The following is a 25997-nucleotide window of genomic DNA, read 5'->3' as shown; positions in this document are numbered from 1 at the left end:
TGATTTTGCTGATCGCGTGACGCGAAGGTGAAGCCGGCGGCCAGGACGGTGCATGTGGTATATTGCTTCGACGATTTCGTGCTCGATCCCGACCGCCGCGAGCTGCGCCGCGGCGGCGGCCTGGTCGCGATGGAACCGCAGGTGTTCGACCTGCTCGCGTTCCTGATCAAGACGCGGGACCGCGTTGTCAGCCGAGACGACATCCTCGCCGAGGTGTGGGGCGGCCGCATCGTCTCCGAGGCGACGCTGGCGAGCCGCATCAGCGCGGCGCGGAGCGCGATCGGCGACAGCGGCGAGGCGCAGCGCCTCATCCGCACCATTCCTCGCAAGGGTGTCCGCTTCGTCGGCGAGGTCCGTGAGCAGGCCGAAGCGGTGCAGACGCCGGCGGTGTCGGCCGCGCCCGCGTTCGACGGCCCCGCCATCGCCGTGCTGCCGTTCACCAACATGAGCGGCGATCCGGAGCAGGACTATTTCGCCGATGGCATGGCCGAGGACATCATCACCGCGCTGTCCCGCTGCAGCGGCCTCGCCGTGATCGCCCGCAACTCCTCCTTCATATACAAGGGCAAGGCCGTCGATATTCGGGCGGTCGGACGCGAGCTCGGCGTCGGCTACGTTCTCGAAGGCAGCGTGCGCCGCGCAGGGTCCCGCCTGCGCATCAACGGGCAGCTGATCGATGCGGCGTCCGGCGCGCATCTATGGGCGGAGCGCTTCGACGGTCAGCTGGACGACGTGTTCGCGCTGCAGGACCGCATCACCGAAAGCATCGTGGCCGCGATCGAACCGACGCTCGAACTGGCGGAAGGCGAGCGGCGGCGGGCGACGCCGCCGCTGCATCCCGACGCCTACGACCTGCTGCTGCGCGCCGCCAGCCTGCGTGACGCCTTCACGCCCGACAGCCTCGCTGCGGCGATCGTCTGTCTGGACCAGGCGTTGGCGATCGATCCCGCCTGCGCACCCGCGATGGCGGCTTGGGCCTATTGCCAGGCGCTGCGCCACTTCCAGGGCTGGAGCGCGCCGGACGAGAACTATCGCACGGCTGCCGTGGCGCGGGCGTGGCAGGCGTGCGAGCATGCGCCCAGTGACGCGCAGGTGCTGTGGATGGCGGCCTTCGCGATCTGGAACATGGCCGAGGACATCGCCCCGGCACGAGAGCTGTTCCGCCGCTCGCTTGTGATCAACCCGAACTCGGCGATGGCGCTGACCTTGAGCGGTTGGATCGAGATCATGGCCGGACACACGGCTGCGGGACGCGCGATGATCGAACGGGCGCGGCGGCTGAACCCGCGCGATCCGCGGGGATGGTTCGCAGCCGGAGCGCTGGCGATCTGCGCGGTGGCGGAGGACGATCGCGCTGCCGCCATTCAATGGGCGGAGATCGCGCTGGCGCAGAACCGGCGTTTCGCCGTCGCGCTTCGCGTCCTGATCGTCGCCCTGGTCAGGAACGGAGAGATGGCGCGCGCCGGCGACGTCGCCCGTCAGCTTCTGAGCCTCGAACCGCATCTCACGGTGTCCGAGTTCCTCGAACGGATCCCATTTCCGGCCGGGACGCTCGCCACAACCTATGCGGAGGCGCTGCGCGCAGCCGGTGTGCCGCCATGATCCCGTTCGCGTGCAGTGGACCATGTTGCAACTGGAATTTTCGACATGAACGGCACAGCTGCGAAACTTGGCTCGACCTCGTTCATACTACCTTAGGTTCCATTCCGTAGTTTCGCGGACATCGTCCGGCGGTCCTGTCGTTGGACGGCGGAGGGAATTAATGAGGAAATTGCTTCTCAAATTTTACGAGGATGAATCGGGCGCAACCGCGATCGAGTACGGCCTGATTGCGGCCGGCATCGCCCTTGCGATCATCACCATACTCAACAAGCTCGGACTCACCCTGGAAGGCATCTTCACGACCCTGACCACGAAGCTGAACGGCGGCTGACCGATCGATTGTCTGCGATGGCGTTCTCAGGACTGGAGCAATCCGGTCGCCATGGTCGGACTGGCCGGGCCTCGCGCCCGGCCTTTGTCTTTTTAATGGGCCTCCATTCTTCGATGGAGCAGCGCCGCAACCGGCCTCTCAGTGCGTCGTGCTGCGTCCCGCCTCCTCGCAGGCGTTCATGCAGCGACGGCAGGACTCGGCGCAGATCCGGCAATGGGCATGCATCTTGGCGTGCTTCTCGCACTCCTCGGCACATCGCCGGCAAGCCGCCGCGCAGGCCTCGAGCATGCGACTGATCATCTCCTGGTCGGAGCCCGTACGCCGCGTGGCAAGCCGGCCGGTGACGTTGCAGACGTCGGCGCAATCGAGATTGAGCCGGATGCATTGCGTCAGCCTGGCGACGCTGTCCTCGCCGAGACAGGCGTCGGCGCAGGAGGTGCAGATCTGTGCGCAGGAGTAGCACTCCTCGATGCAGCGGACGAGTGCATCGTCGACTCGGCCGCGGACGTGCGGGTGGGTTTCGATCATCTGTTGAGCGTGCATGGGAGCTCCTGTCCGTTGGACCCCGCGAGCGACAATGAAGATCGGCTGCAAAGGTTCTTATCGCCGCGCCGTTCGGTGCGATGCCTGACCTGTTCCCCGTGGCGCGACCTCGACCGTCTTACGATCCGCGTGACGGAATTATCAGTCCACCTGCGTCACGGCTTCCAGCCTTTCACTCCTGCCTCATGCGTATCAGCGCCATTTCGCAGAACTGCCATCCGAAACCTGGCGCCGCGCGCGTATGGACGCACCCGTTCGGTTGAGGCACAACAGCTCGCGTCACTGATGTCGGCGGCCCGAGCCGCAGACCAAGAACGGGCGCCCGAGCGAGGCGGCCGACGATGCGGAGGACGAGATGCTGATTCCGATGGCCGACGTGCCGCGCTGGTATGCGGAGCGCAAACCCAGGGATAGCGTCGCGGTCCGGCACGGCACCGATACGCTGACCTGGGAGCAGCTCGAGCGCCGCGCCAATGCGCGCGCGCGCGCCTTCGCGGCCAAGGGCGTGAAGCCCGGCGACTTCGTCGCGATCGGCCTGCCCAACGGCAATGCGCTGTTCGAGACCAGCTTCGCGGTGTGGAAATGCGGCGCGACGCCGACGTCGCTGTCGTGGCGGCTGCCGCGCGGCGAGGCCGCCGCGGTGCTCGAGATCCTCAATCCGTCGCTAGTCGTCGGGGGCGAGGCCGACTGGAATGCACCGAACGCGCTGCCGGCCGATTTCATGCCCGACGGCTTTTCCGACGCGCCGCTCACCGCGCCGGTGTCGCGCTATTGGAAAGCGATGACCTCGGGCGGCTCGACCGGACGGCCGAAGGTGATCCTCGATCACCAGCCGGCGGTGACCGACACCGCCGCCGAGCCGCCGCTCGGAATCCCCAGGGGCGCATCGCTGCTCAATCCCGGTCCGCTCTATCACAACGCGCCGTTCATCGTGTCGCACTACGCGCTGTTCGCCGGCGGCAGCCTGACCGGGATGGTGAAGTTCGATGCCGAGGAGACGCTGCGGCTGATCCAGGCGCAGCGCATCCAGTGGGTCAACTTCGTTCCGACGATGATGCACCGGATCTGGGCGCTGCCGGAGGCGGTCCTCAACAGCTACGATGTGTCGAGCCTGAAGATGGTGTTCCACATGGCCGCGCCGATGCCGCCATGGCTCAAGGAAAAATGGATCGAGTGGCTCGGGCCCGAGCGCGTCTACGAGCTCTATGGCGGCACCGAGCGCCAGGGTCGCACCGTCATCTCCGGCACCGAATGGCTTGAGCACAAGGGCTCGGTCGGCAAGATCGACGAGTCCTGCAAACTGCGCATCCTCGATCCCCAAGGCAACGACGTGCCGCCGGGCGAGAGCGGCGAGATCTACTTCCTGCCGGCCGATGGCGCCGGCAGCACCTATCACTACCTCGGCGCCGAGCCGAAGCGGCGCGCCGACGGCTGGGAGTCGCTCGGCGACATCGGCCGGCTCGATGCCGACGGCTACCTCTATCTCGGCGACCGCCTCGCCGACATGATCCTGCGCGGCGGCGCCAACATCTATCCGGCCGAGGTCGAGGCGGCGCTGATGGCGCATCCCGACATCCGCTCCTGCGTCGTGGTCGGCCTGCCCGACCCGGAACTCGGCCAGCGCGTGCATGCGATCGTCGAGATCGACCGGGCCAGGAACGCACAGGCTATTGTCGACGGCATGAGCGCGTTCCTCGCCGACCGGCTGAGCCGCTACAAGCACCCGGAGAGCTACGAGCTGGTCGACACCATGCTGCGCGACGATTCCGGCAAGGTGCGCCGCACCCTGCTGCGCGACGAGCGCGCGGAATGGATCAAGGATGGCCGCGACTTCCGTCTCGCACCCACCCGGGCACGACCGGCCGCAGACTGACCGCACGGAAATTTTTCGAACGTTTACGATGCCGGCGTAGACTCCGTCAGGGGAAGGAGAGTCCGCGCCATGATGTCGAGACGACGGTTTCTGGGCGCCGCAGCCACGGCCGCGGCGCTGCCCCTGGCGCGGATGCCGCGGGCGCGGGCCGAGCTGCGCACCATCCTCAACGACGCCAGCCGGCTCAGCCCGACGCCGGTTGCGAAGCATGTGGTGATCCGCAAGCCCGCCACCGACGATCTGATCGCGCGGCTGCGCGCAGAGCTGAAGGAGGCTGCGGCCGCGAAACGTCCGGTGACCGCGGCCGTGGCCCGGCATTCGATGGGCGGCCAGAGCCTGCCGCGCGACGGCACGGCAATCACGCTCGACGGCGGCGCGATCGAGCTCGACACGGCGGCAAAGACCTATCGGACCGCGGCCGGCAACCGCTGGTGGGACGTGATCGCCGCGCTCGATCCCAAGGGCTTCTCGCCGGCCGTGATGCAGTCGAACAGCGATTTCGGCGTCGGCAGCACGTTCTGCGTCAATGCCCATGGCTGGCCGGTGCCGTACGGCCCGTTCGGCTCGACGGTGAAATCGATCCGCATGCTGCTCGCCGACGGCACCTTGGTGCAGTGCTCGCGCACGGAGAATGCCGAGTTGTTCGGGCTCGCGATGGGCGGCTATGGCCTGTTCGGCCTCATCGTCGATCTCGAGGTCGAGATGGTGCCGAACCTGCTGCTCGAGCCGCGCTTCGAGCGCATGGCGCCGGAGAAATTCGCCGAGCAGTTCACACGCAACATCGATGGCGACGCCAATGTGAAGATGGCCTATGGACGGATGTCAGTGTCGCGCAAGGCGTTCTTCGACGACGCCCTGCTCGTCACCTTCCGCCCCGCCCCCGATGCTCCGGCGACCCTGCCCGCGGCCGTGAGCTCCGGCAAGCTCACCGGCGTCGCCAACACGATCTATCGCGCCCAGACCGGATGGGAGGTCGCCAAGGGCCTGCGCTGGTTCATGGAGACCCGGCTCGGCCCCGCCATCTCCGACAGCCGCTACACCCGCAACTCGCTGATGGCCGAGCCGGTCGCCAATCTGGCGCAGAAGGACATGCACCGCACCGACATCCTGCACGAATATTTCGTGGCGCCGGAGCGGTTCGGCGAGTTCCTCACCGCCTGCCGCGAGATCATTCCCAAAGCGCGCGCCGAATTCCTCAACGTCACCCTGCGCTACGTCGCCGAGGACAAGACACCCGCGCTCACGATCGCGCCGGTGCGCCGGATCGCAGCCGTCATGTCGTTCTCGCAGGCGACCTCGCCCGAAGGCGAGATCGACATGCTGCGGACGACCGAAGCGCTGATCGACCGCATCACCGCGATTGGCGGCGCGTTCTATCTGCCCTATCGTCTGCATGCCCGCCGCGACCAGGTCGAGAAGGCCTATCCGGCGGCCGCGCATTTCGTCGCCGCCAAGCGGCAGTATGATCCGAACCTCCTGTTCCGCAACGCGATGTGGGACGCCTATTTCGCATGAATACATCAGCAGCAGACGGCTTCGCATTGGACCGCTATCGCATCGCCGCGCTCGCGCTCGCCGTGGCGCTGCTATTCGCGGCCGCGACCGACTACATCCCTGCCTTCATCGATGCGCAGGGCCGCGTGTTCGGCCTGTTCCAGCTCGACATCTACAAGGATGCGCTGCATGTCGTCTCCGGCCTGTGGGCGCTGGCGGCGATGCTGACCCGCCGCAGCGCGGTGTTCTTCCTGCGCGTGTTCGGCTCGCTGTATTTCCTGGACGGCGTGATGGGCGTCTTCACCGGCTCGGGCTATCTCGACCTCTCTATCGTCATCGACGGCATCCGCGACACCTCGTGGCTGGTGAAGGTCCTCTCCAGCCTGCCGCATCTCGCGCTCGGCGCGATCGGCATCGCGGTCGGCTGGTCGCCGTGGCGTAGACAGGCTGCCGTCGCATGAGCCTGCGTCGCAAAGCGCTGTATCTTCTCGGCGTCGTCTTGGCAGCCACGGCGATCGGCATTGCCACCACCGTGATCAGCGTCGAGACGGTCTGCGTGGCCGACGTCCCGACCCCGGTGGTGAACTCCGACTTCGGCATCACCGATCCCGCCTATGCGAGGTCGCAGGGTGACAGCTTCCTGACCTTTCCTGAATGGTACATCGTCCACGCCTATGCCGACCTCGCTGCGGTGACCGGGCAGGCCTCGGAGTCCGACTTCCACTATCTATCGAGCGTCTCCGGCTTCTGGCGCAGCCTGTGCCGGGCCACGCGCCAGGCGGCCGGCTCCGGTCCCGCCACCTCGGAGCAGAAGCTGACGAACTACATCATCGGCTTCAGCTTCACCGCCGAGATGGCGTTGCAGGGCGCTTACGAGAAGAGCATCGGGGCGATCAGCTGGGAGACCACGGACGGCGTCAAAACGGCAGAGGACGTCTTCAACCTCGCTCTGCTGAAGGATTACGCGGCATTCCTGTATCAGACCCCCTGGTATCGCTATCCCTTCGTCGCCAAGCTCGATCAGTTCTGGCGCGAGACGCCCTTCGTGCCGTCGTTCCGCGCCGTGGAGCGGCGCGTCTCGCTCAGCCTGCAATATGCCGGGCGCGCCGCCTATGCGGCCGTCATCGGCTATGCGGCGGGCTACGATCCGGCCGTGCTGGCCATCCAGAGCGTCGTCACCGGCCTGCCTGCCGCCGAGCTTGCAGTCATGCCGGGCGTGAAGGTGATCCGTGAGGTCACGGACGCCAAAGGCATGAAGGGCGTGCTGGTGGAGACCGAGCGCTACGCCAAGTTCGATGCTTTCGCCAAGGAGCTCGGCCGTCATGACGGCGCCGGGCTCGGCGAGGTCGCGGGCAACCATCGCATCCTGGTCACGATCATGGTGCCGCCGGGCGACGGACGGCTGGCAGCTTTCGATGGGCTGCCTATATTCACCGTCCCGATCCAGTCGCGTCCCGGTGCCCGCCGCATCGGCGTCGACGTACCGGTGCGGTCATTGGTTCAGGACATCGGCCGTTTCGAAGCCGCGGGATATACGTTCGAGCATGCCTACGACTATTGACCGGCCTCCCCCGTCCCGCGCCCTTCCCTTGAAGGGCGTGCTGGCCGTTGCCCTCGCCTGGTTTGCGGGCATGGCTGCCATGGCCCTGGTGATCAAGCCGGATGCGGTGGTCGTGTTCGGCCCGTCCGACCGTATGATCTCGGCGATCGTCGCCTCCGATGGAGCCTTGCTCGATGCCGGACGTTTCCACATCGCGGCCAGAACTGGAGCCTCGACTGTCGGCAGCCTGTATGCTGCCGGCGCGTGGCTGGTCTGGCCCCTGATCGGCAGGGGCTGCGGCCGCGGGTAGTCGGCACGGGCAGTTCCTCCCAGCGCCGGCGCGGGGCCCGCGGAACTGGCGCAGCCGCCCAAAGATGTTAAGCTCGCGTTCACGCTGTGGCCGTCACGCGACACGAAGCAGAAGCTTGGTCGATACATCCGGGCGTATCGACAGAGCAGGAGAACGAAATGCCTTCTTTGACCGAATGGAAAGTGCCCTCCGCCTTCCAGCCTCGCGCCGAAGACTATCAATACGATCTTGATCAAGCCCTGTCCTCGATCGTGGGCCTGCATGCCATCATTCCGTCCGACGCCTTCAGCGCAGAAACGCTCGGGACCGAGCGTGCCGGCAATGCCGTCGTCATCGACGACGGGCTGGTGCTGACCATCGGCTACCTGATCACCGAGGCCGAATCCGTCTGGCTGCACCCCAATGACGGACGCGTGGTCGAGGGCCATGTGCTCGGGTTCGACTTCACCACCGGCTTCGGCCTGGTGCAGGCGCTCGGGTCGCTCGACCTGCCCGCGCTGCCGCTCGGCTCGTCGGCGGCAACCAAGGTCGGCGATCACGTCGTGCTCGGCGGCGCCGGCGGACGGACGCGATCGGTCGCGAGCCAGATCATCGCCAAGCAGGAATTCGCCGGCTATTGGGAATATCTGCTGGACGAGGCGATCTTCACCCACCCCGCCCACCCGAATTGGGGCGGCACCGGCCTGCTCTCGGCCAAGGGCGAGCTGATCGGCATCGGGTCGCTCCAGCTGGAGCGCGAGCGCGACAGCAAGGACGAGCACGTCAACATGGTCGTGCCGATCGATCTGCTGAAGCCGATCATCGATGATCTCAGGCGCTTCGGCCGCGTCAACAAGCCGGCACGCCCCTGGCTCGGCATGTACGCGACCGAGGTCGACGATCGCGTCGTCGTGATCGGCGTCTCCGACAATGGCCCGGCCGCCCGCGCCGAGTTGAAGGCGGGCGACGTGATCCTCGGCATCAACGGCGACAAGGTGACGAGCCAGAGCGAGTTCTATCGCAAGCTCTGGGCGCTCGGCGCAGCCGGCGTCGACGTGCCGCTAACGGTGCACCATGAGGGCGTCACCTTCGACGTCACCATCGCCTCGACCGACCGCGCCAAGCTGCTCAAGGCGCCGCGGCTGCACTGAGGCGGCCGCGGGCCTGCGTTCACGCGTTGACGTGCCAGGCCGCGGCGATCTGGTCGTGCAGTTGCGCATCCGTCGGCAACTGTGATGCCACCGTGGGGTCGAAGGCCGGATGCGCCTGGGCGTAGGTCGCCATCGCCTGCACGAGCTGCGACACCTGGGTATCGATCTCGAGACCGCCGGCCTTGATCTCCTGCAGCTGATAGGAGCCGCCAAGGAACCAGTCGGCGACGGTGACCTGCTGATGGGTGCCGAGAATGTCGATCTCGAGATCGTTGCCCGATTTGACGAACCAGAAATTGTCGGCCGTGTAGGCCGTTCCGAAATCGAGCGTGCCGGTCGGCTTCGACAGCGAGGCGACGCCGTTGATGATGACGTCGTTGCCGTCGCCGGGCGCATAGACGTAGGTGGCGCCGACGCCGCCGACCAGGATGTTGTCGCCGGCCCCGCCCTTGAGCACGTCGCTGCCGCTGCCGCCGATCAGCAGGTCGTCATTGGCGGTACCCGCCAGCGTGTCGTTGCCGCCGCCGGCGATCAGCAGCGCACCGTCGGAGGCGGCAATGATCGCGCCGGGCACCGGATCGACCGCGACCGAGGTCGCGGCATCGCTCAGCGCCGCGCTGAGCCAGTCGAGATTGTCGGTCTTGCCGCCCCACAGCACGCCGATCGCCATGTCGATCAGGTTGGCGTCATCGCCCTCGAAGCTCGCAACCGCATCGATCAGCGCGAGCTTGCCGAGGATGTCCACCGTAGATCCGGTGTCGGTGTGCGACCACAGGTCGGACGACAGATCCGCAACCAGCAGGTTGTTGGCCGTATCCTGATAGAAAATGCCGTGCTCATGGCCGATCACGCCGGGCGTCGCCGTGACCTCGTCGTGGTTCTGCGCCAGCAGCGCCGAATATTCCACCACGATCTCGGCCAGCGCCTTCTCGACCCCGCCGTTCTTCAGGTAGGTCGCCGCGGTGTCGGCGCTGACGCTGTTGCCGAGCACGCCGCCGCCGTTGAACAGGGCCTGAACGGCGCTGTTGCCGTAGCCGCTCGCATCGGTGACGGTCGAATAGGCGATCATGTCCTTCATCTTGTCGGACGGCGCGCCTTCGCCGCTCACACCGGCCGTGGGAATGCCGACCGCCGAAGCGATCGCGTCATCCTCCAGCGGCGCCAGCAGCACAGCCGCCGCCTTCTTCCAATCCTGGGCACCGTTGTCGCTCGCCCACTGCATCATCGTCAGCAGCGCGATCGAGTGCAGGCTGACCGGATCCAGACCGAGATCTGTGCCCGCGCCGAGCACGGTCTTCTGCTCGGACGAGATGCCGATCGCAGCATGGGCGATGGCGAGCGCGCCGGCGACCGGTCCGAGCTGCAGCAGCGCCAGCGGCGCTTCCAGCACCGGCGCCGCTGCCCGCACATATTGCAGGATCTCGCCAGAAAGGGAGACCATGTGAATGTCGGAATAGCGGTCGACCGGGTGCGACGTCAGCGCGCCCCAGAAGCCGTGCAACTGGTCGTAGCGGACTTCCGCCGCGAATTCGAACGGCATCGCGTCATACGCATAGGCCACCTTGTCGTTGAGCGCCGCGATGTAGCCGGCAAGTCCGCCACCGAGCGAATGTCCGGTCAATGAGACGTTCGATGTCGCCCATGTCTTGTAGTAGGACTCCGCATCCGGGAACTGCGTCGGCCAGCCGGCCAGACCGGCGCCGCCGAGCCACGACGGCACGTCGGCGAGACTGTCGGTGCCGCGAAACGAAATGATCCGTGTCGATGGATCGCCCGCGAGCTGATAGGTCGCGGCCTCGAAATTGTCGGCGGTCGACGTCACGCTCGCCGCCACCAGCTCATAGCTCCCGATACGGTTGAAATTGACCACGAGCGTCGGGTTGACGCCTCTGTTGTAGACGTCCATGGCGAGCACCGCGTTGATCAACGCGGCCGACGGCGACTTGGTCATGATGCGAATCCCCCCTCGGCAACCGATCGGCAGTTTTGACCCAGGGCGGTGATCCATGAGGAACCCTCCGCTGCGCCGTCGGCTCTCACCAAGTGCGACATCGCGCCCGAATTTTGTCAATCAACTATCGTCTGCGCGTGTATTCGCGCGCGACTCACCTGTCACGCGCGACGGCAACGTCCGCACCATGTTGACTTGCGGGAGCCGCATCGCGAGATTGCGGCTTCGCGGAGCGAACACGCGTTCGGAAAATGGTCATTGCCCGGACGGCCGATTTTGCGTTGCATGACAGCGCTCGCCGGCAAACAGACGAGACGGCCAGACCCGCGGTTCGCGTATCAAGGAGACCTGCATGACGGATGCCGTGGTGGATGACATTCTCATCGTGTTGCCGCCACTGCTGCAGACGCTCGAAGCCCTGTCCTACGTCGCGCGCTACCTGAATCCGCCGGATTTCGATCGCGTGATGGCTGATGTCGGCGATCCGGAGCAGGCGCTGCACACGGCGCGGATTCATCTCACGTCGTGGCCGGCGGACTTCGCCCATATCCGTATCGCCTTCGACACGGCAGCGGACGCCGCGCAGATGTCGTTTGCCGGCCTGCGCGCCGTTCAGCGCGGTGAGGGCGACCTCGTCGACGTGTTCAGGGCCCTCCGTCAATTGCCCCGCGCACTCGAGGCGCTGTTTCCACTGGCAGCGACCTTGCCGCCGCTGAGCGAATTCTTCCTCGATCCCGCCGTCGATGGCGACGACGGGCTGCGCCGGTTGCTGGCCACCTCTTCGGCAGGCAAGGACGCCGTATTTCACGACCATAACGAGATCGGCAATCGCGGCGGCTTCTCGCTGTATGTGCCGGAATACTACACGGCGGACCGGGCCTGGCCGCTGGTCATGGCGCTGCATGGCGGCAGCGGCAACGGCCGTGACTTTCTCTGGAGCTGGCTGCGCGCCGCGCGCAGCCTCGGCGCCATCCTGGTTGCCCCCACCGCGGCCGGACCGACCTGGGCACTGATGGGCGACGACGCCGATACGCCGAACCTGCTGCGCATTCTCGACCTCGTCCGCAGCCGCGTCGCGATCGATCCCACCCGCATGCTGCTGACCGGGATGAGCGACGGCGGCACGTTCTGCTACGTCAGCGGACTGGCCGCAGGCTCGCCGTTCACGCACCTTGCGCCGGTGGCCGCGACGTTCCATCCGCTGATGGCTGAGATTGCCGACCGCGACCGTCTGCGCGGGCTGCCGATCCAGATCGTGCACGGCCGGCTCGACTGGATGTTCCCGGTCGAGATCGCGCGGCATACCGCCGACGCCCTGGCCAAGGCGGGCGCCGATGTCGCCTATCGCGAGATCGATGATCTCAGCCATTGCTATCCGCGCGAGGCCAATGTCGAGCTGCTGCGCTGGCTGATGCGCTGAGCCAGCGTCTCCCGACGACATGGCTGATCGGTAATGCCGCCGACACAATGTCGGCGGATTTTGTCCGCACTGGTTCTGCTCGGCCATACAGCGGGGGCGCTGCATACGGGCGGCCATGAGGCCGCCGAAGGTCCGCTCATGCCCTCGCCGCTGATGCCCTCGTCTCCTGCGTCCGTCGCGCAAGTCTCCTCCGCCCGCTCCTCCACCTCCGTCGTGCTCGCCAATGGCGTCAGCCGTCTCGAAGTGACGCTGAAGCTCACGACCGCGATCCTGGCGCTAGCCGCCGGCGTCTACACCTATCTCGGCGTCCGCGAATTGCTCAACGGCAGTCCGACCACGGTGTTCTTTGCGGCGGTCATCTACTCGGTCGCGGTCTCGGTCGGCATCTACGCCTTCTGGGTGTTCATGATGCAGTTCATGCCGCACGTCACCAGCACGATCGGGCGCTTGATGATGGCCGGCTGCATGTTGCTGGGCTCGCTGATGATCGTCGCGATGTCGTCCTGGCTGAATGCCTCGGCGCTGGCCGGTGCCGCCGCGATCCAGCAGCATCTTGCGATCACCGTGCAGAACTACACGCGCGACCTCGACCGGGCCAACAGCCAGGCCATCGCTGCGCAAAGCCTGCTGCCGGACATCCAGCTCGCCTCCTCCCGCTTCGCCAAGCTGGCGGACGCCGAACGCGCGGGCTCGCTCACCGGCACCTCCGGATCGGGCACCGTGGTCCAGCTTCTCGCGCAGATGTCGACGCAGCTCGACGGACTGGGCCAGCAGGTCCAGGAGTCGGGCAAGCGCGTCTCCGCTCTCTATGAGCAGGGCGGCAAGAGCCTCACCAGGATGCGCGAGCTGATCTCCGACCGCGGCCCGATCGCAACGCGCAGCGATGCCTTCGCCACGGAGTCGCTCAACCTGATGGGCGTGATCGCCAATCTGCAGCAGACCTCGGTGGCCCCTGCGGTGAAGCGCGCCGCGACGTCGCTGTCGGCCGGATTCATCGCGCCTGCCCCGGGCGGACGCAGCGGCGACCTGGCCGAGCGCCAGACCGCCGTCGTCGGCAAGGTGGAGGGCGCGATCGCGACGCAGGCCGCCTCGCTCGCCGACGCCGCCGACAAGATCCTGGCGCTGCCGCGGATCGAGCCGACCCGGTTCCAGACGCTGTCGCCCGCCGAAGCCGTGCTGCGCTACGCCGGCGACTTCATCCCGAGCTGGGCGGGCGCGATCTCGATCGACCTGATGCCGGCGGTGCTGGTGCTGATCCTCTGCGTCGTCCATGCCGCCATCCGCCGTGAGGGCCTGCCCGCCGTGAGCGCCTCCAGCCTGACGGCCAGCGATCTGGTCACCGCATTGCAGATTGCGCGCGAGGTCGAGGATGCCAGGCGGGCGGCCGAGCGACGGCCTGCCGAAACGCCTGCTGAGCAGCCTTCCGCGCCAGCCATCGAGCCGGCGCCGGCCGCGGTGGATGAGAACGTGACGTCGCTGTCGTCGGCTCGGCTTGGAAAGTAGTCCCGTGGCTTCGGCGCTGAACCGACGCGTCCATGCCTGGCTCGCGGACAATCCCGATGAGAGCATTCTGCGTTGGGTCTTCCGCAGCATCCTCGTCGTCACCGTCGCAGTTCTCGCGGCGGACCTGCTCGAGCTGAATGCTCCACAGGCGCCATCGGATGCGGCCCCGTCTCAGCTCGACATTCGGCGCGACGCGCCAGACATGCCGGCCGAATCACCATCGGTGCTGGCGCCCCTGATGAAGCGGCTGATGCCGCTGCCGCAGGGCGATCGTGCTTTGCAGCAGCCGATTCAGTTCGAGCTGCGCGGCGGCGGCCGGCTGTTCGCGATCGGCACGATCACGCCCGGCAGCGCGCGCAGCTTCGCGGACGCAGTCGAACGTCATGGCGAATATATCCGGACGATCGTGTTGAACTCGCCCGGCGGCTCCGTCGCCGACGCGCTGGCGATGGGGCGACTGATCCGCGCGCGGAAATTCACAACCGAAGTGGAGGCGGGAAAATATTGCGCGTCGTCGTGCCCGCTGGTGTTCGCCGGCGGTGTCGAGCGCCGGGCCGGCGAACGGGCAATCATCGGCGTGCATCAGATCGCCGCAGTCCCCACGTCCGGGACCACCGTGAGGTCCGGCGACGACATGAGCCTTGCGCAGAACATCTCGGCGCGATGCCAGCGCCACCTCGCCGCGATGGGCATCGATCTGAAGGTCTGGGTGCATGCGATGGAGACGCCGCATGACCAGCTGTTCACGTTCAAGCCCGACGAGATGAAAGCCCTCAATCTCGTCACCTCGTCGCCGGAATCGCGGCCTGAAAAATCGCGCAGTTAGGATGTTCTGATCGCGGTGGACCGGGACCGCGGCGAGCGCGGAACCAAGTTTCGACCGCGGCGTTGTTGGCCGTCACACTGGAGAACATGACATGCGGACATTCGTGGGAATGATCCTGGGGGCCCTCATCCTGGGTTTGGGCGTCTACATCCATGATTCGATGCAGACCTCGGAGGTCGCCAACGGACCGAGCGCGCAGTCGCGCCGGACCATCGTGAACTGGGACGTCGCGGCGGACAGCTGGAATTCGCTCAAGACCCGCGCGCATGACGACTGGGTTCGCATCTCGTCGAAGTAACGCGCACGACGCTTCGTTTTCAGGGCGCCTCGGCTTCGGTCGAGGCGCCTTTGCTTTGCCAGCTAGTTGGCCGCCTTAGTTGGCCGCCTTGGCCTTGCGCGCGTCGGCGATGACCTGCTCGAACTGCGCCATGGTCAGCACGCCGGGCACCCTGAACTTGCCGACGATGAAGGACGGCGTGCCGCGGAAACGCAATCCCCGCGCCTGCTTGTCGTTGCGCGCCAGCATGGCGTCGATGGCCTTCGCGTTGGCTGCGAGGTCGCGCTTGGCGCGGTCGATATCAACGCCGGCTTCAGCGAGCAGCTCGTCGATGCGCGGCTCGGTGAGCTTCGAACTGACGCCGATCAGCGCGTCATGCGCCCTGGCGTATTTGTCCTGATATTTGCAGGCCAGCGCCATCCGCGCAGCAACCACCGAAGTCGGCCCGAGGATCGGCCACTCCTTGAGAACCCAGCGCACCTTGCCATCATCATGGATGACCTGCTGCAGCTCGGGATCGAGCTTGCGGCAATACGGGCAATTGTAGTCGAACCATTCGACGATCGCGATGTCGCCCGCGGCATTGCCGAGCACCGGCGCATCGGGATCGCGCAGCACCGCGCCCTCGTCGGGCTCATCGGCATCCTCGGCGCGACTGTCGCGGGGCCACAAGGACAGCGCCGCGGCTGCGCCAAGAAGCGTCAACACGTCACGCCGGCTGCTGGCGGAGATGATCGCAGTCGAGGGGACGCGCTTCATTGAGGTCAGCTCCAGATATGCAGCAGGCTGCGTGTCAGCATGTACAGCGCCACCACCGCGATCACGACCGAAAACACCACGTTCAATGCGCCGCGCCGTTCGGACAGATGGCGCGCCAGGCGCGTGCCGGCAAGACCTCCGGCGATCCCGCCGGCGATGAACAGTCCGGCGAGATCCCAGGCGACGAGCCCTGACCACGCATAGCTCGCCGCGGTGGTAAGCCCGAAGGTCGTCACCGCGACCAGCGACGAGCTCACCGCATTCATGATCGGCATGCCCGTCGCAGCCATCAGCGCCGGCACGATCAGGAAGCCGCCGCCGATGCCGAAGAAGCCGGACAGCGTGCCGGTGGCGAGACCGAAGCCGACGATCGCCGGGATGTTGGCCATGCTCATCTTCACATCGGGGGTGCCGATGCGGGCGCGCGTCTTCAGCATCAGCATGGCGATGACCATCATCACCAGCGCGAACAGCGCCAGCAGCTTCTGGCCATCGACCATCTTGCCGAGCAGCGAGCCGGTGAAGGCGCCGACGATTCCCGCCGTTGCGAACAGCGCCGCGATCGGCCAGATCACGGTGCCGCCGCGCGCATGATTGGCGAGATTGATGGCAGCGTTGGTGGCGACCGCGATCGCGCTCGAGCCGATCGCGATGTGCGGCTCGGGCACGCCGACGACATAGACCATCAGCGGCACCGCCAGCACCGAGCCGCCGCCGCCGACGAGGCCGAGCGAGAACCCGACCATCGCGCCGCAAACCAGGCCGAGCATACCTTGGACAGCAGAGATCATGGCGAGAGCAGGGTCATTTCCCGCACCGGAAGGCAAGCCCCAAAATCACCGGAGCAGTAATGCCCCGCCACCGGCGAGGACCGCCGCGCGACCGGCGTTGAGCCCGGTCCGGCCGGCGGTCTCGCGGCGATGCATGGCGTCGAGAGCGGCGGCCGGCCGCATGATGCCCCCGGCCCGCCGGCAACGTCACGTCAATCCGGATCAGGCAGCGCCCTTCAGCTTCTTGGTGCATTCGCTGTAGTAGCCGCCGCCCTTCTGGATCCACTTCAGGCCGCCATTGGCGTTGGTCGCCTTGTTGGCATTGTACTGATCGACGCAGGTCTGCAGCCGCGCCTTGCCGGGCTTCTCCTTGGCGTATTTCGGGTCCACCGCGTTGGGGAACACGGCGGGACCGGTCGGCGCGGGAGCGGCCTCCTTGGCGTCGGATTTCGCCTCCTTGGCCGGCTTGGCCTCGGCCGCGGGTGCGGCCGGAGCCGCCGGTGCCGCGGCCGCGGTGGCATCGCTGCCGCACTGGGCCTTGCGGAAGTCGTTCCACTTCTGGCCGCCCAGCGTGCCGGCCTCCTTCGCCTGCTTGTACTTGGCGCTGCATTCCTGCGCGGTGAGCGCCTGCGCCGGCGCCGCGGCGAACGTCGCGAGGCCGATCACGGCCAGCGTGGCGAGTGATGAAGCAACCAATGATTTTGCGTGAAAACTCATCCCAGATCTCCCTGTGGAGCATGTTGAATGGGACGGTAATTCTAGCGAGACGCCTGCGACCGACAAAGCAGGCGGGAGCGTGGCCGCGCGAAAATATAATTTGCCTCGCGCGGCGATCCGGCTCATTCCATTCACTGCGGGTTCAGCATCGCCGGACATCGCACCATGCCTTTCGTTCGAGGACTTCAGCATGAGAGTAACTGCCCGGGCGGCGATTGCGGCCATCGCAATGGCCACCCTGTCGGCCGCGGGCCCCGCCCGTTCGCAACCCGGATTGACGCTGCCGTCGCGGCCCGATGCCGCCACCGACAAGTTCGCCACCCTGGACAAGGCTGCGCGCCGGACGATTTCCATCGCCTGCTCCAAGGAGGCCGACGAGCAGGGGCTGAAGGGCAAGGCACGCGGCAAATTCCGCTCGGCCTGCAAGCGCGACAAGGCGGCGGCGGCTGCCGCGACGACATCCGTGCCCGCTCCCTTGCCGACGCCCGACAAGCCGAAATGACCGGCCGCTGCGGACGCATGCGCGCATGGCGCCTGCGCAACGGCGGGAATTGTTCGCGCAGGCGGCTTTTGGCATAAGGCGGCGTGCGCCAGATCATCTCCTCCCTCCCCTTCGACCTGCCGAGCCGCGCCAAGACCCTGAGCGCGATCGAGACCCTCGTGCTCGGCACCGCCGGCGGCCTGATCTTCCTCGTGGCCCATCTGCCCGGCGGGCTGATCTCCGGCGCGATGATCGCGACCGCGATCGCCGCGATCGCCGGCCGCCCGCTGGCGATGCCGCCGATCCTGACCCAGACCATTCTGCTGCTGCTCGGCATCTCGATCGGCGCCGTCGTCTCGCGCGAGCTGATCAACCATGTCAGCGCCTATCCGGTGACCATCGGCCTGCTGGCGCTCGCGACGTTCTGCTCGACCTTCGGCTCCAGCCTCTATCTGCAGCGCGTCCATGGCTGGGACCGCACCTCGGCGCTGCTCGCCGGCAGTCCCGGCGCGCTGTCGCAGATCACGATGCTCGCGGTCGAGCGCGGCGCCGACCTGCCGGCGATCGCGGTGGTGCAGACGCTGCGGGTGATCATCCTGACGGCGGCGCTGCCGCTGGTGCTGGCCGTGGCCGGCGTCGCACCGGCCGCGCCGATCTCGCTCGGCCAGAGCGTCGCCTCGCCGCTCGGCCTGCTCGCATTGCTGGTGGCCTCGCTGGTCGCGGCGATGCTGATGCAGCTGATCAAATTTCCGGCGAGCTGGCTGTTCGGCGCGATGGTCGCCAGCGGCCTCCTGCACGGCACCGGCCTCGTCGAGGGCGGCCTGCCGGAATGGATGCGCGGCGTGGCGCTGGTCGGCATCGGCGCCCTGATCGGCAGCCGCTTCGCCCGGATGCGGGTGAAGACCCTGGTCGGCCATATCAGGGCCGCGCTCGGCTCGTTCGCGATCGCGGTGGCGATCTCGGCGCTGTTCGTCACCGTGATCGTGCTGGTGACGCATGTGCGCTTCTCCGACACCATCGTCGCGTTCGCGCCCGGCGCCATGGACGCGATGATGGCGCTGGCGCTGACCTTGCACATCGACCCGATCTTCGTCGGCGCGCACCACCTGTCGCGCTTCGTGTTCGTCACCATCGCCACCCCCGGCATCGTCCATCTGTTCGGACGGCCGCAGGAGGATGTCGACGACTAGGCGCGCTTGCGGGTGATGCCCCAGCCGGCGATGGCGGCGATGGCGAGCGAGATCAGCACGCTGTAGCCGGCGAGCGACAGGCCGAGGAAGCGGAATTGCACCTCGTCGCAGCGGACGACCTTGACGCTGTCGAGCCGCTCCAAGAGGCTGCCGGCGCTGCCGAGATTGCCGATCGGCCCGGTGCATTCGGTCGGGCCCGGCCAGAAGCCCCATTCGACCCCGGAATGATAGACGCCGAGCCCGGCATTGCCGAGCGCGGCCAGCGCGAGCACGCCGAGCCCCGCGAGCACCAGCGCGCGCGGTGCGCCGCCTTTGGCGGCGAGCCCGATCAGCAGCCCGAGCGGCACGATCGCATAATAGGCCCAGCGCTGCTTCAGGCAGAGCTCGCAGGGCTGCAGGCCCCAGACCAGCTGCATGTACCAGGCGCCGGCCAGGGCCGCCGCCGCGATGCCGGCCGCGAGCAGCGCCGCCGCCACCGCCGGGCTCATGCTCCCCGCCGCAGGTCGCGCCATCACAGAAGTATTGGTCATCGGTCCTCCCGAACGGGGCTGCATCCGGTCCCATGCCGGGCCGTTCCGGCTCCTACTCCGGCCCGCGAAAGCTGTCGAGATGCGCGCCCATCACGTCCGTGCGGGTTGACCCGGCCCGGCCGCCCGCTATAGTCCGCCCGCTTCGCTATGGTTCCTGCACAGGCCCGGCGAATGCCCCTGTGGCGGAACTGGTAGACGCGCTCGACTCAAAATCGAGTTCCGCAAGGAGTGCTGGTTCGATTCCGGCCAGGGGCACCAACTAGGCCGTTCGGACCCGTTCTAAATCGCCCGCAACCGTTCGCGCAGCACTCGGAACCCCTTGAAAAATAGGCACTTCCGCGTACATCGGTGTTCGTCACCGTTTGTTCTCATCCGATCCCAGCCGTCCGATTTGTTGGTATTTTTGTTGGTATCGTGTTGGTATCGGGAGAACAAACGTTCACGGCGACTTTCGCTATTCCGAACGAGGAATTGAGCCGATGGCCCGCAAGAACGACGGCGCGTGCGCCAACCCCAAGCAGATCAGGACCGACGTCGACTGCCGCACCGCCCGACCGAAATTCGACAAGGGCGCGTGGAGCCCCGCCAAGATCTCGGATGTGACCGGCGGCGGTCTTTATCTCTTCGTCACGCCGGACAAGAGCAGACCTGGTAACGCGGCCTCCAAGCTGTGGCGGATGAGCTACCGCTTCCATAGCCGTCAGAAAACCTACTCCATCGGCCCTTACGGCAACGGCAAGGATGGCACGTTTTCGCTCGCCGACGCGCGGCGCGAGCGGGACAAGGCGAAAGACCTGCTCAAGGAAGGCAAAGACCCGAGCACCGAGAAGCAGCTCGATAAGCACAGGCAGGCGGCCGCCCGGCCTTTCGAGCAATGGGCCGACGAGTGGCTCGCGAAGAAGAAGGTGGAAAAAGTCAAACGGGGCAGGATCGTCGCGGTGCGCGACCCCAAGACCATCGAGGTGCTCGAGCTGCGCGTCGGCTACGTCAAGGCTCGTTTCGGCAAGCTGTGCAGGCAGGACATCAAGCGTCCCGACGTGCTCGCTTTCATGCGTTCATACGAAGCCGAGGGAAAGCTGGAAACCCGCGACCGCGTGCGCAGCATCAGTGCGCAAATCTGCGACTATGCCGACGTCGAAGGCGACGGCTACAACCCATTCCGCAACCTGAATGGGCAGATGATTGCCAACATTTCGACGCCGCGTCCCGGCGTAACCGAACCACGCGACGTGACGCGCGTCTTCAAGCTCATCAGCGCACCGTGGACGAGAGGGAGGTTTGGCGACATTGTTGGCCATGCCTTGCGCTTCGATGCGCTGACCATTCCCCGCCCCGGCATGGTCAATGAAATGGAGTGGAGCGAGGTCGATTGGGACGCCGAACGCTGGACTATTCCGGCTGCCAAAATGAAGACCGGTTGGGACCATGTCGTGCCCTTGTCACGGCAGGCACTCGCAATCCTGCGCAACGTCCAAAAGCTGACCGGCCATCGCCAGTACGTTTTTTCCTGCTCAAAGGATACCCCGCTATCGAACAACACGCTCAACAAGCGCTTGCGGCTGCTTGGCATTGACACCAAGACTGATCATTGCGCCCACGGATTCCGGACTACCTTCTCGACCCTGTCTCACCACGAAGAAATCAAGGAGGCCAAGGCATGGGATGGCGATGTCGTCGAGCTGCAGCTCGCGCATCTCGATAGTTCAACCGTGGAAGGGCTCTACAAGAAACACGGACCACTCGCGCTGATCGGCTCGCGCACAAAGCTGATGCAGCATTGGGCTGATCGTATCGACCACTGGCTCGATCCCAAGAAGGTGATGCCGATCCAGCGCGGCACGCAGCGCTGAGCCACGTATCTTCGTGCGCGGTTGATGCTGCCTGTTCGATCCCTGGCAAAGATCATTTGACGTTTCAGCAGACCGCTGGGGCAAAAATGGCCTGCTACCTCGTAACCTCTCCACCTGGCCAAAGGGAAAGACCTCGAATGCGGGCTAGAGACCGGCGGCCAAATCGCAAGCAACCCGAAGAGGAATATTTTCCGGTTGCTCACGTGAAATCGGTCACTGCGAGCTACTACATCTCAATGCATGGCAGCGAGCGTGACGCCAGCACAGATGAAGCTATCACCCATTTGCTTTCCGAAATCGTCACGACCAAACCCAAGATGCCCAAGCACCTCGGCAGGAAAATCCGCTGCTCTCTGATGTGCTCGCGCATTGTTCATCGCAATGATGCTAATGCTGCTCAGGCACACCCCGTGTTGCTGTACTTGAGACTCAAGCCGGACTTCCGGCTCTTCTCTTCCGGCAGACGTATTTTGGGCGCTGCAGACTGATCTGAAAAGTGGGCGGCTGCAGTATGTTGAGGCTCGGTTCAACAAGCCGCGATATGGCTCGGGCGAGCTCGTAAGTCTGTATTTCCCGGATATGCAGCCAGAGTAATAGCCTCTTGGGTCCGCAAGCGCCGACGGCCCACGCGCCCGATCCAAATAGAACGTCGATGCAAGGGGCATAGGTGTGGCCCGCCAGGGGCGGGATCGAACTTTACGCTATGATATACAGAGAGTTTCTTACGTCTCTTGGCTGTACCCGCCAGTGTATCTGTTTCGGCGCAGCGTGTGCCGGCAGACTTCATCTTCGGTGATTGCGGGGACCTGCAGCCATCTCAAATCGCTCTTCGGAGCGACTGCTTAGAGGCTATCCGGCAGCCTTTCGGGTCCGAGCGGCTCAGCGAGGCGGCTCTTTCGGTCAAGGAAAGCTGGCATTCCGGGCGCGCTTTGCCGTAGCCCATGGCGTTTCAGGCGAGGCTCCGCGCCGCGGATCCCTGTCGCGCGGAACTTGTTATATGATCCCGGCTCGAAAGCTATGGCAAGAGCACGATAGGGCAACCATGGCAACGCTCTCGCCGAAACCATCAAAGGCCTCTACAGAGGCTGAAGTGATCCATCGGCGTGGGCCATGGCGAAACTTCGAAGCCGTCGAGTTCGTGCTCCTGGAACGGGTGGACTGGTTCAATAACGGCAGGTTCCTTGAGCCCATCGGCAACCTCCCGCCGGCCGAAGCCGAGCAGCGACACTACGCCATGCTGGACCAACCCGCCATGGCCGCGCATCGTAGATCAAATGGCCTCCCCAAACCCGAGGCGGACCAGCCGGGTTCGGAAGCGCGCTCGACTGGGGTGTCAGTTTAACGGATGTCTCGCAACTCCGTACATTCCTACAACCCATGCCAGTCGTTTGACATAGCGCGATTCGTGTCTTCGGCGGCTTGCGCGAGCCAATTTACCAGAACTCTGGTGTGTGGATCTCCAATGCGATCCTGGCTCCAACGCGCAATGTGAACCTTTTTGGATAGTACATGAGGAGCACTCGCTAGTGCGGGCACGAGGCGCCCGTCGCTGATTGCATCGGCGACGAGGAGGGAGCGGCCGATGGCCACGCCAGCCCCCTCCACAGCGGCGGTCAGGCAAAGGCCCATGTCCCCCAATAAAAGACCGCGCGGTTCGGTGCGCTTAAGCCCAAGTTTCCCGAACCAGTAGGCCCAACTCCATTCACCCTCAGGGGGATGACCTTTCTGTATCAATGGAAGATCGAGCAGTGCCGTTGGGTCCGACAAAGGTATGCCCTGAGGAAGCAGAGACGGGGCGCAGACCGGAAAGATACGTTCGCGTAGGAGTGGTTCTTGCAATGGCGTGGCGCGGGACTCTGCGAGAGTAGTCCACAATATCCGCACATCCAGCGGCGGTTCATCGACAGCCTCAGATTCGACAAGCCGGAAATCAATCTCTATTTCCGAGTTGGAATGGCGAAAGGCTCTCAACCGGCGAACCAACCACCATCCGGCTAACGACGAGCCAGCTCCCAAGCGCAGCATCTGTCGGGCCGATCTATATCTTAACCTAGGCCCAAGACCGGCTATCTCGTTGAGGAGTGGGCCGAGCTCGCCTTCTAACCTTGCCCCGTCATCGCTCAATTCGACTCCTGGATTGCGGCGTATCAAGAGTTGCATACCGAAGAATTCTTCAAGGCGTCGCACCTGATGACTGATTGCGCTCTGGGTAACCCCCAGTTCGTCGGCCGCGCGCGTAAACGAGCGATTGCGGGCGACTGCGTCGAACGCGACAAGCGGGCCGAAGGGCGGCATGCGACGGATCATATGGGACCTCGCGTACCATGATACAGATTCATGCCGTTTTGAGAAGCGATCATTCGCGTCTGCCCGAGTTGTTCGGCATTTAAACCGGTATGACCATTGCGCCTTCGAGAAACGAGCATTGGTCGCAAAGCCTGCATTTTGTGCAACTGCAGAAAGCAATCCGGGCCGGGCAGCCCGCAGCTGGGACCTTATCGTCTTGCGTTCCGAACCGGCATTAATCACCTGGAATGCGTCGTCTTCCACTCTCGGAAGCTCTCCCGACGTACGCGTTATCCACCGGATGCGTTCATTCGCTAGAGCTCCGATAACCCACCCGAAATGTGGCAACACCTTCAGATAGGGGACGACACTTGACCGCGGAAAGTTCGACCAGCTTAGACGACTCCACATCGCTGCTGAACACGTTGGTTCCTACGATCGTAGGCTTGGTATTATTCGTCGTAAACTTCGATATCACAGCAATTGTTATGGTGATGCCCCTCGTAAAACAGGATCTGGCACTCGATGTCGGCGGATTCGCCTGGCTCATGGATTCTTACAGCATTGCGCTGACGGCCTTCTTGTTGTCCGCCGGAATTCTCGCCGACCGCTTCGGCAGGCGCATGATGTTGCTTGGTGGCGATGCCATCTTCCTTCTCGCGTCCCTCCAATGTGCCTTTGCTGGAGCTCAGACTTCTCTGATCATTGGCCGCGTAGGCCAGGGTATCGGCGCGGCCTTTATGATGTCCTCTGGGCTCGCAATAATTGGTAATCGCTACACTAATACAGCAAGTCGCGCTCGGGCGTTCGCCTGGACCGGAACGATGGCAGGAGTCGCAACAGCCCTCGGCCCGGCCGGGGGCGGCCTGATCGCGGACCTATTGGGGTGGCATTGGGTGTTCTTAATCAACATCCCCATATGCTTATTTATCGCAATTGCAGCGATCATAGTAGTCGACGAATCTCGCGATCCAGCTAAGCGGAAAATTGATCTCCGCGGCATCGCAACGTTGAGTGCACTGCTTCTTTCGGTCGTCTGGCTCCTGCTTCATGGTGCACGCATCTCGACCTTCGAAATTCCCAGTTGGCTTGCAATTCTATGGGTACTGGCCCTCTTTATTGCCTTCTGGTCAACTCAACGCTTTGGTACTCAACCACTTATAGAACTCGATATGTTTTCCAGCCGAACATTCGTGGGATTCTGTCTCGTGCCAGTTGCTCTGTCGGTCGCTTACTGGGCCGTGCTAATTTATCTACCCCTCTTCCTGCAAGAACGGTTGGGCCGCTCTTTTAGTGACGCTTGGGTCTTGATGCTGGCTGCAACCATGCCTATGGTTGCATTGCCCATGTTCTCCGCTCGCATTGCACTGGCAATGGAAGCGAGAGTCTTCTTTGGCGCCGGGCTTCTGATCGTCTCGATCGGCGCTTTTGTGATGGCCGCGGCCGCACAGATGCAGCATCTCGTCATGGGCCTTATTGGCATGGCCATCGCGGGGTGCGCAAACGGTGCACTCAATCCGCAACTAACGGCGAGGATTGTCGGATCTGTACGTCGCGAGCAGGCGGGAGCAGCTTCTGCGATAAGCGTAATCCTCCGTCAGGGTGGATTCGCTATCGGGATTGCGATGTTCGGTGCCGTGATGAGAACATCGTTGGAACAGCCCAGTTTAATTTTGACCGGAATCAACGTATTTGCCACGATCTTTGCAATTGCCGCGATCGCTGCCGTGGTCGGCTCGGCGGCGGTTTTTACTCTGATTGGGTTGCATTCTTCGGATCGAGAGTTGCCATCTCCAGCCGCAGTCAGCATCATGGATGACGATAGCGAGCGTAAGGCCAGGTCGGAATAAGAATGAAAGAGAGCGTGTAACTGCGCCACGAGTGCCAGAATGGCGGCAGCCCACGACTAGCAAAGTGCGGATGGCCATAGATGGTGAGCGCGACCTCCCGTATAAGCGGTATCGCGTTCAACATCGAGCATTCCAACAGTCTTATCGTTGTCAGCATCACACGAGGAACGTCACTCGGCGTAGACCCCGAATACTCGAGGAGCCTCAGTATTCCCGCCGACTTCCAATCTTCTCAGTAATTTTCTGACTCGAACGCGATGTCGGCGTACAACACACAATCATTTTTCCGACTATTGGACGCTCAAAGACCCCTATACGAAGGCCGGACACCTCGGACCGTCAGCACCTCTCAATCGCGTCAGCTTCTAGCCAGAGATTCTGGGAAAGAGTGTGGATCGCCATCGTCCCAGGATCCGGCGAACTCCCTAGCGCGCTTGGCGTTTTGGCAGTACCTCCTCAGTGATCGGATCAGCGCTCAAAAGCGCGATGGTTTCCAGCGTCATGTCACGGGCGCGCTGGACCGCCCCCTCGTTCTGCTCGAGCAGGATCGCGCCGACGAGACGAACTGGCGTCCCCGTTTGGGACGATGCCGACTACCTCGGCGCGCCGCTTGGTCTCGCCATTGACCTCTTGATTGGATTGGTCGAGTGCATCTTGGCGCAGTGCCGAGCCGGAACGCTCATATAGGCGAGCACATCAGGCTCGGCCTCATCCATGATGGCGGCGAGCTTGGACACCTTTTATTCCGCCGACCATTCTTGCTT

24 protein-coding genes, 1 tRNA gene and 2 pseudogenes are annotated in these 25997 nt (G+C 64.7%); 19 read left to right on the top strand and 8 right to left on the bottom strand.

What is annotated here, in order from left to right:
* Positions 1-54: 54 nt before the first annotated feature.
* Complete coding sequence (locus ACQR1H_RS22730; protein ID WP_315804542.1) at positions 55-1602, top strand: winged helix-turn-helix domain-containing protein; 1548 nt, start codon at positions 55-57, stop codon at positions 1600-1602.
* 160 nt (positions 1603-1762) lie between these two features.
* Positions 1763-1933: a Flp family type IVb pilin gene (locus tag ACQR1H_RS22725; RefSeq protein ID WP_315736183.1), complete on the top strand. Its 171-nt coding sequence runs from the start codon at positions 1763-1765 to the stop codon at positions 1931-1933.
* A 138-nt stretch (positions 1934-2071) separates the two neighbouring features.
* Here ACQR1H_RS22725 and ACQR1H_RS22720 read toward each other — a convergent pair whose 3' ends face one another.
* Positions 2072-2476: a four-helix bundle copper-binding protein gene (locus ACQR1H_RS22720; protein WP_315804543.1), complete on the bottom strand. Its 405-nt coding sequence runs from the start codon at positions 2474-2476 to the stop codon at positions 2072-2074.
* Between the two features lie 355 nt (positions 2477-2831).
* Between ACQR1H_RS22720 and ACQR1H_RS22715 the strand changes: the two genes are divergently transcribed.
* The 6 genes from ACQR1H_RS22715 to ACQR1H_RS22690 all read left to right on the top strand — a co-directional run bounded on the left by ACQR1H_RS22715 (position 2832) and on the right by ACQR1H_RS22690 (position 8823).
* On the top strand, positions 2832-4349 hold the full coding sequence (locus ACQR1H_RS22715; protein WP_434908200.1) for an AMP-binding protein: 1518 nt from the start codon (positions 2832-2834) through the stop codon (positions 4347-4349).
* Between the two features lie 69 nt (positions 4350-4418).
* Entirely contained in the window at positions 4419-5864 is a 1446-nt protein-coding gene (locus ACQR1H_RS22710) for an FAD-binding oxidoreductase (protein ID WP_434908199.1), read from the top strand.
* Positions 5861-6304 (top strand): DUF4383 domain-containing protein, encoded by a 444-nt coding sequence (locus ACQR1H_RS22705; protein ID WP_315804546.1) that lies wholly within the window; start codon positions 5861-5863, stop codon positions 6302-6304. The genes ACQR1H_RS22710 and ACQR1H_RS22705 overlap by 4 nt, the downstream gene beginning before the upstream one ends.
* Positions 6301-7404, top strand: a complete 1104-nt coding sequence (locus ACQR1H_RS22700) for a hypothetical protein (RefSeq protein WP_434908198.1) — start codon at positions 6301-6303, stop codon at positions 7402-7404. Before ACQR1H_RS22705 ends, ACQR1H_RS22700 begins: the two co-directional genes overlap by 4 nt.
* The gene (locus ACQR1H_RS22695) at positions 7388-7693 is read left to right on the top strand and encodes a hypothetical protein (protein WP_315804548.1); all 306 of its coding nucleotides are present in this window, start codon (positions 7388-7390) and stop codon (positions 7691-7693) included. Before ACQR1H_RS22700 ends, ACQR1H_RS22695 begins: the two co-directional genes overlap by 17 nt.
* Before the next feature lie 158 nt (positions 7694-7851).
* The gene (locus ACQR1H_RS22690; RefSeq protein WP_315804549.1) at positions 7852-8823 is read left to right on the top strand and encodes a S1C family serine protease; all 972 of its coding nucleotides are present in this window, start codon (positions 7852-7854) and stop codon (positions 8821-8823) included.
* A 19-nt stretch (positions 8824-8842) separates the two neighbouring features.
* On the opposite strand, the gene ACQR1H_RS22685 is transcribed toward ACQR1H_RS22690, so the two are convergent.
* Positions 8843-10774 (bottom strand): calcium-binding protein, encoded by a 1932-nt coding sequence (locus ACQR1H_RS22685; protein WP_434908197.1) that lies wholly within the window; start codon positions 10772-10774, stop codon positions 8843-8845.
* A gap of 352 nt (positions 10775-11126) precedes the next feature.
* On the opposite strand from ACQR1H_RS22685, the gene ACQR1H_RS22680 reads away from it, so the two are divergent.
* The 4 genes from ACQR1H_RS22680 (at position 11127) to ACQR1H_RS22665 (ending at position 14821) form a co-directional block, all read left to right on the top strand.
* Positions 11127-12194: a phospholipase gene (locus ACQR1H_RS22680; RefSeq protein ID WP_434847152.1), complete on the top strand. Its 1068-nt coding sequence runs from the start codon at positions 11127-11129 to the stop codon at positions 12192-12194.
* Positions 12195-12332: 138 nt separating this feature from the next.
* A complete protein-coding gene (locus tag ACQR1H_RS22675) occupies positions 12333-13697 on the top strand; it encodes a hypothetical protein (protein WP_434887557.1) in 1365 nt (454 codons plus the stop codon).
* Positions 13698-13701: 4 nt separating this feature from the next.
* The gene (locus ACQR1H_RS22670; RefSeq protein WP_434881733.1) at positions 13702-14523 is read left to right on the top strand and encodes a hypothetical protein; all 822 of its coding nucleotides are present in this window, start codon (positions 13702-13704) and stop codon (positions 14521-14523) included.
* A gap of 91 nt (positions 14524-14614) precedes the next feature.
* Entirely contained in the window at positions 14615-14821 is a 207-nt protein-coding gene (locus ACQR1H_RS22665; RefSeq protein ID WP_315804553.1) for a hypothetical protein, read from the top strand.
* A gap of 75 nt (positions 14822-14896) precedes the next feature.
* On the opposite strand, the gene ACQR1H_RS22660 is transcribed toward ACQR1H_RS22665, so the two are convergent.
* From ACQR1H_RS22660 to ACQR1H_RS22650, 3 genes are all read right to left on the bottom strand, one after another.
* Entirely contained in the window at positions 14897-15559 is a 663-nt protein-coding gene (locus ACQR1H_RS22660; protein ID WP_434838012.1) for a DsbA family protein, read from the bottom strand.
* 5 nt (positions 15560-15564) lie between these two features.
* The gene (locus ACQR1H_RS22655; RefSeq protein ID WP_316218004.1) at positions 15565-16350 is read right to left on the bottom strand and encodes a sulfite exporter TauE/SafE family protein; all 786 of its coding nucleotides are present in this window, start codon (positions 16348-16350) and stop codon (positions 15565-15567) included.
* A 201-nt stretch (positions 16351-16551) separates the two neighbouring features.
* Positions 16552-17046 carry a hypothetical protein gene (locus ACQR1H_RS22650; RefSeq protein ID WP_315804556.1) on the bottom strand — a complete coding sequence of 165 codons (495 nt, stop codon included), beginning with the start codon at positions 17044-17046 and terminating at the stop codon, positions 16552-16554.
* A 190-nt stretch (positions 17047-17236) separates the two neighbouring features.
* On the opposite strand from ACQR1H_RS22650, the gene ACQR1H_RS22645 reads away from it, so the two are divergent.
* Together ACQR1H_RS22645 and ACQR1H_RS22640 are read left to right on the top strand one after the other, a co-directional pair.
* On the top strand, positions 17237-17548 hold the full coding sequence (locus ACQR1H_RS22645) for a hypothetical protein (RefSeq protein ID WP_434908196.1): 312 nt from the start codon (positions 17237-17239) through the stop codon (positions 17546-17548).
* Between the two features lie 83 nt (positions 17549-17631).
* Positions 17632-18717 (top strand): AbrB family transcriptional regulator, encoded by a 1086-nt coding sequence (locus tag ACQR1H_RS22640; protein WP_434874345.1) that lies wholly within the window; start codon positions 17632-17634, stop codon positions 18715-18717.
* Here ACQR1H_RS22640 and ACQR1H_RS22635 read toward each other — a convergent pair.
* The gene (locus ACQR1H_RS22635) at positions 18714-19247 is read right to left on the bottom strand and encodes a disulfide bond formation protein B (protein WP_434874344.1); all 534 of its coding nucleotides are present in this window, start codon (positions 19245-19247) and stop codon (positions 18714-18716) included. The genes ACQR1H_RS22640 and ACQR1H_RS22635 overlap by 4 nt on opposite strands.
* Before the next feature lie 173 nt (positions 19248-19420).
* Here ACQR1H_RS22635 and ACQR1H_RS22630 point away from each other — a divergent pair.
* The 4 genes and pseudogenes from ACQR1H_RS22630 to ACQR1H_RS22615 form a co-directional block, all read left to right on the top strand.
* A tRNA-Leu gene (locus ACQR1H_RS22630) sits at positions 19421-19505 on the top strand.
* A 221-nt stretch (positions 19506-19726) separates the two neighbouring features.
* Entirely contained in the window at positions 19727-21097 is a 1371-nt protein-coding gene (locus ACQR1H_RS22625; RefSeq protein WP_434908195.1) for a tyrosine-type recombinase/integrase, read from the top strand.
* Positions 21098-21234: 137 nt separating this feature from the next.
* Positions 21235-21585, top strand: coding sequence for a hypothetical protein (locus ACQR1H_RS22620; protein ID WP_434899833.1), 351 nt, complete (start codon positions 21235-21237; stop codon positions 21583-21585).
* Between the two features lie 550 nt (positions 21586-22135).
* Positions 22136-22439 (top strand): annotated as a pseudogene (locus tag ACQR1H_RS22615) (hypothetical protein); the annotation flags it as partial.
* 26 nt (positions 22440-22465) lie between these two features.
* Here ACQR1H_RS22615 and ACQR1H_RS22610 read toward each other — a convergent pair.
* Positions 22466-23647 carry a LysR substrate-binding domain-containing protein gene (locus tag ACQR1H_RS22610; protein WP_434899832.1) on the bottom strand — a complete coding sequence of 394 codons (1182 nt, stop codon included), beginning with the start codon at positions 23645-23647 and terminating at the stop codon, positions 22466-22468.
* Positions 23648-23754: 107 nt separating this feature from the next.
* On the opposite strand from ACQR1H_RS22610, the gene ACQR1H_RS22605 reads away from it, so the two are divergent.
* Complete coding sequence (locus tag ACQR1H_RS22605) at positions 23755-25233, top strand: MFS transporter (protein ID WP_434908194.1); 1479 nt, start codon at positions 23755-23757, stop codon at positions 25231-25233.
* Positions 25234-25658: 425 nt separating this feature from the next.
* On the opposite strand, the pseudogene ACQR1H_RS22600 reads toward ACQR1H_RS22605, so the two are convergent.
* Positions 25659-25973 (bottom strand): annotated as a pseudogene (locus ACQR1H_RS22600) (transposase); the annotation flags it as partial.
* Positions 25974-25997 lie beyond the last annotated feature (24 nt).

The organism is Bradyrhizobium sp. HKCCYLRH2015, from assembly GCF_051168215.1.
Taxonomy (GTDB): domain Bacteria; phylum Pseudomonadota; class Alphaproteobacteria; order Rhizobiales; family Xanthobacteraceae; genus Bradyrhizobium.
The sequence above is the reverse complement of the archived record's forward strand: the minus strand, read 5'-3'. Positions and strand labels throughout refer to the sequence as shown.

Excerpts from the sequence above, each read along its gene's own strand:
- ACQR1H_RS22665 (WP_315804553.1), top strand. The coding sequence starts at position 14,615 with ATGCGGACATTCGTGGGAATGATCCTGGGGGCCCTCATCCTGGGTTTG.
- ACQR1H_RS22690 (WP_315804549.1), top strand. The coding sequence starts at position 7,852 with ATGCCTTCTTTGACCGAATGGAAAGTGCCCTCCGCCTTCCAGCCTCGC.
- ACQR1H_RS22715 (WP_434908200.1), top strand. The coding sequence starts at position 2,832 with ATGCTGATTCCGATGGCCGACGTGCCGCGCTGGTATGCGGAGCGCAAA.
- ACQR1H_RS22620 (WP_434899833.1), top strand. The coding sequence starts at position 21,235 with ATGCGGGCTAGAGACCGGCGGCCAAATCGCAAGCAACCCGAAGAGGAA.
- ACQR1H_RS22650 (WP_315804556.1), bottom strand. The coding sequence starts at position 17,046 with ATGAGTTTTCACGCAAAATCATTGGTTGCTTCATCACTCGCCACGCTG.
- ACQR1H_RS22700 (WP_434908198.1), top strand. The coding sequence starts at position 6,301 with ATGAGCCTGCGTCGCAAAGCGCTGTATCTTCTCGGCGTCGTCTTGGCA.
- ACQR1H_RS22660 (WP_434838012.1), bottom strand. The coding sequence starts at position 15,559 with ATGAAGCGCGTCCCCTCGACTGCGATCATCTCCGCCAGCAGCCGGCGT.
- ACQR1H_RS22725 (WP_315736183.1), top strand. The coding sequence starts at position 1,763 with ATGAGGAAATTGCTTCTCAAATTTTACGAGGATGAATCGGGCGCAACC.
- ACQR1H_RS22645 (WP_434908196.1), top strand. The coding sequence starts at position 17,237 with ATGAGAGTAACTGCCCGGGCGGCGATTGCGGCCATCGCAATGGCCACC.
- ACQR1H_RS22705 (WP_315804546.1), top strand. The coding sequence starts at position 5,861 with ATGAATACATCAGCAGCAGACGGCTTCGCATTGGACCGCTATCGCATC.
- ACQR1H_RS22655 (WP_316218004.1), bottom strand. The coding sequence starts at position 16,350 with ATGATCTCTGCTGTCCAAGGTATGCTCGGCCTGGTTTGCGGCGCGATG.
- ACQR1H_RS22720 (WP_315804543.1), bottom strand. The coding sequence starts at position 2,476 with ATGCACGCTCAACAGATGATCGAAACCCACCCGCACGTCCGCGGCCGA.
- ACQR1H_RS22680 (WP_434847152.1), top strand. The coding sequence starts at position 11,127 with ATGACGGATGCCGTGGTGGATGACATTCTCATCGTGTTGCCGCCACTG.
- ACQR1H_RS22675 (WP_434887557.1), top strand. The coding sequence starts at position 12,333 with ATGCCCTCGCCGCTGATGCCCTCGTCTCCTGCGTCCGTCGCGCAAGTC.
- ACQR1H_RS22695 (WP_315804548.1), top strand. The coding sequence starts at position 7,388 with ATGCCTACGACTATTGACCGGCCTCCCCCGTCCCGCGCCCTTCCCTTG.
- ACQR1H_RS22625 (WP_434908195.1), top strand. The coding sequence starts at position 19,727 with ATGGCCCGCAAGAACGACGGCGCGTGCGCCAACCCCAAGCAGATCAGG.
- ACQR1H_RS22635 (WP_434874344.1), bottom strand. The coding sequence starts at position 19,247 with ATGACCAATACTTCTGTGATGGCGCGACCTGCGGCGGGGAGCATGAGC.
- ACQR1H_RS22685 (WP_434908197.1), bottom strand. The coding sequence starts at position 10,774 with ATGACCAAGTCGCCGTCGGCCGCGTTGATCAACGCGGTGCTCGCCATG.
- ACQR1H_RS22710 (WP_434908199.1), top strand. The coding sequence starts at position 4,419 with ATGATGTCGAGACGACGGTTTCTGGGCGCCGCAGCCACGGCCGCGGCG.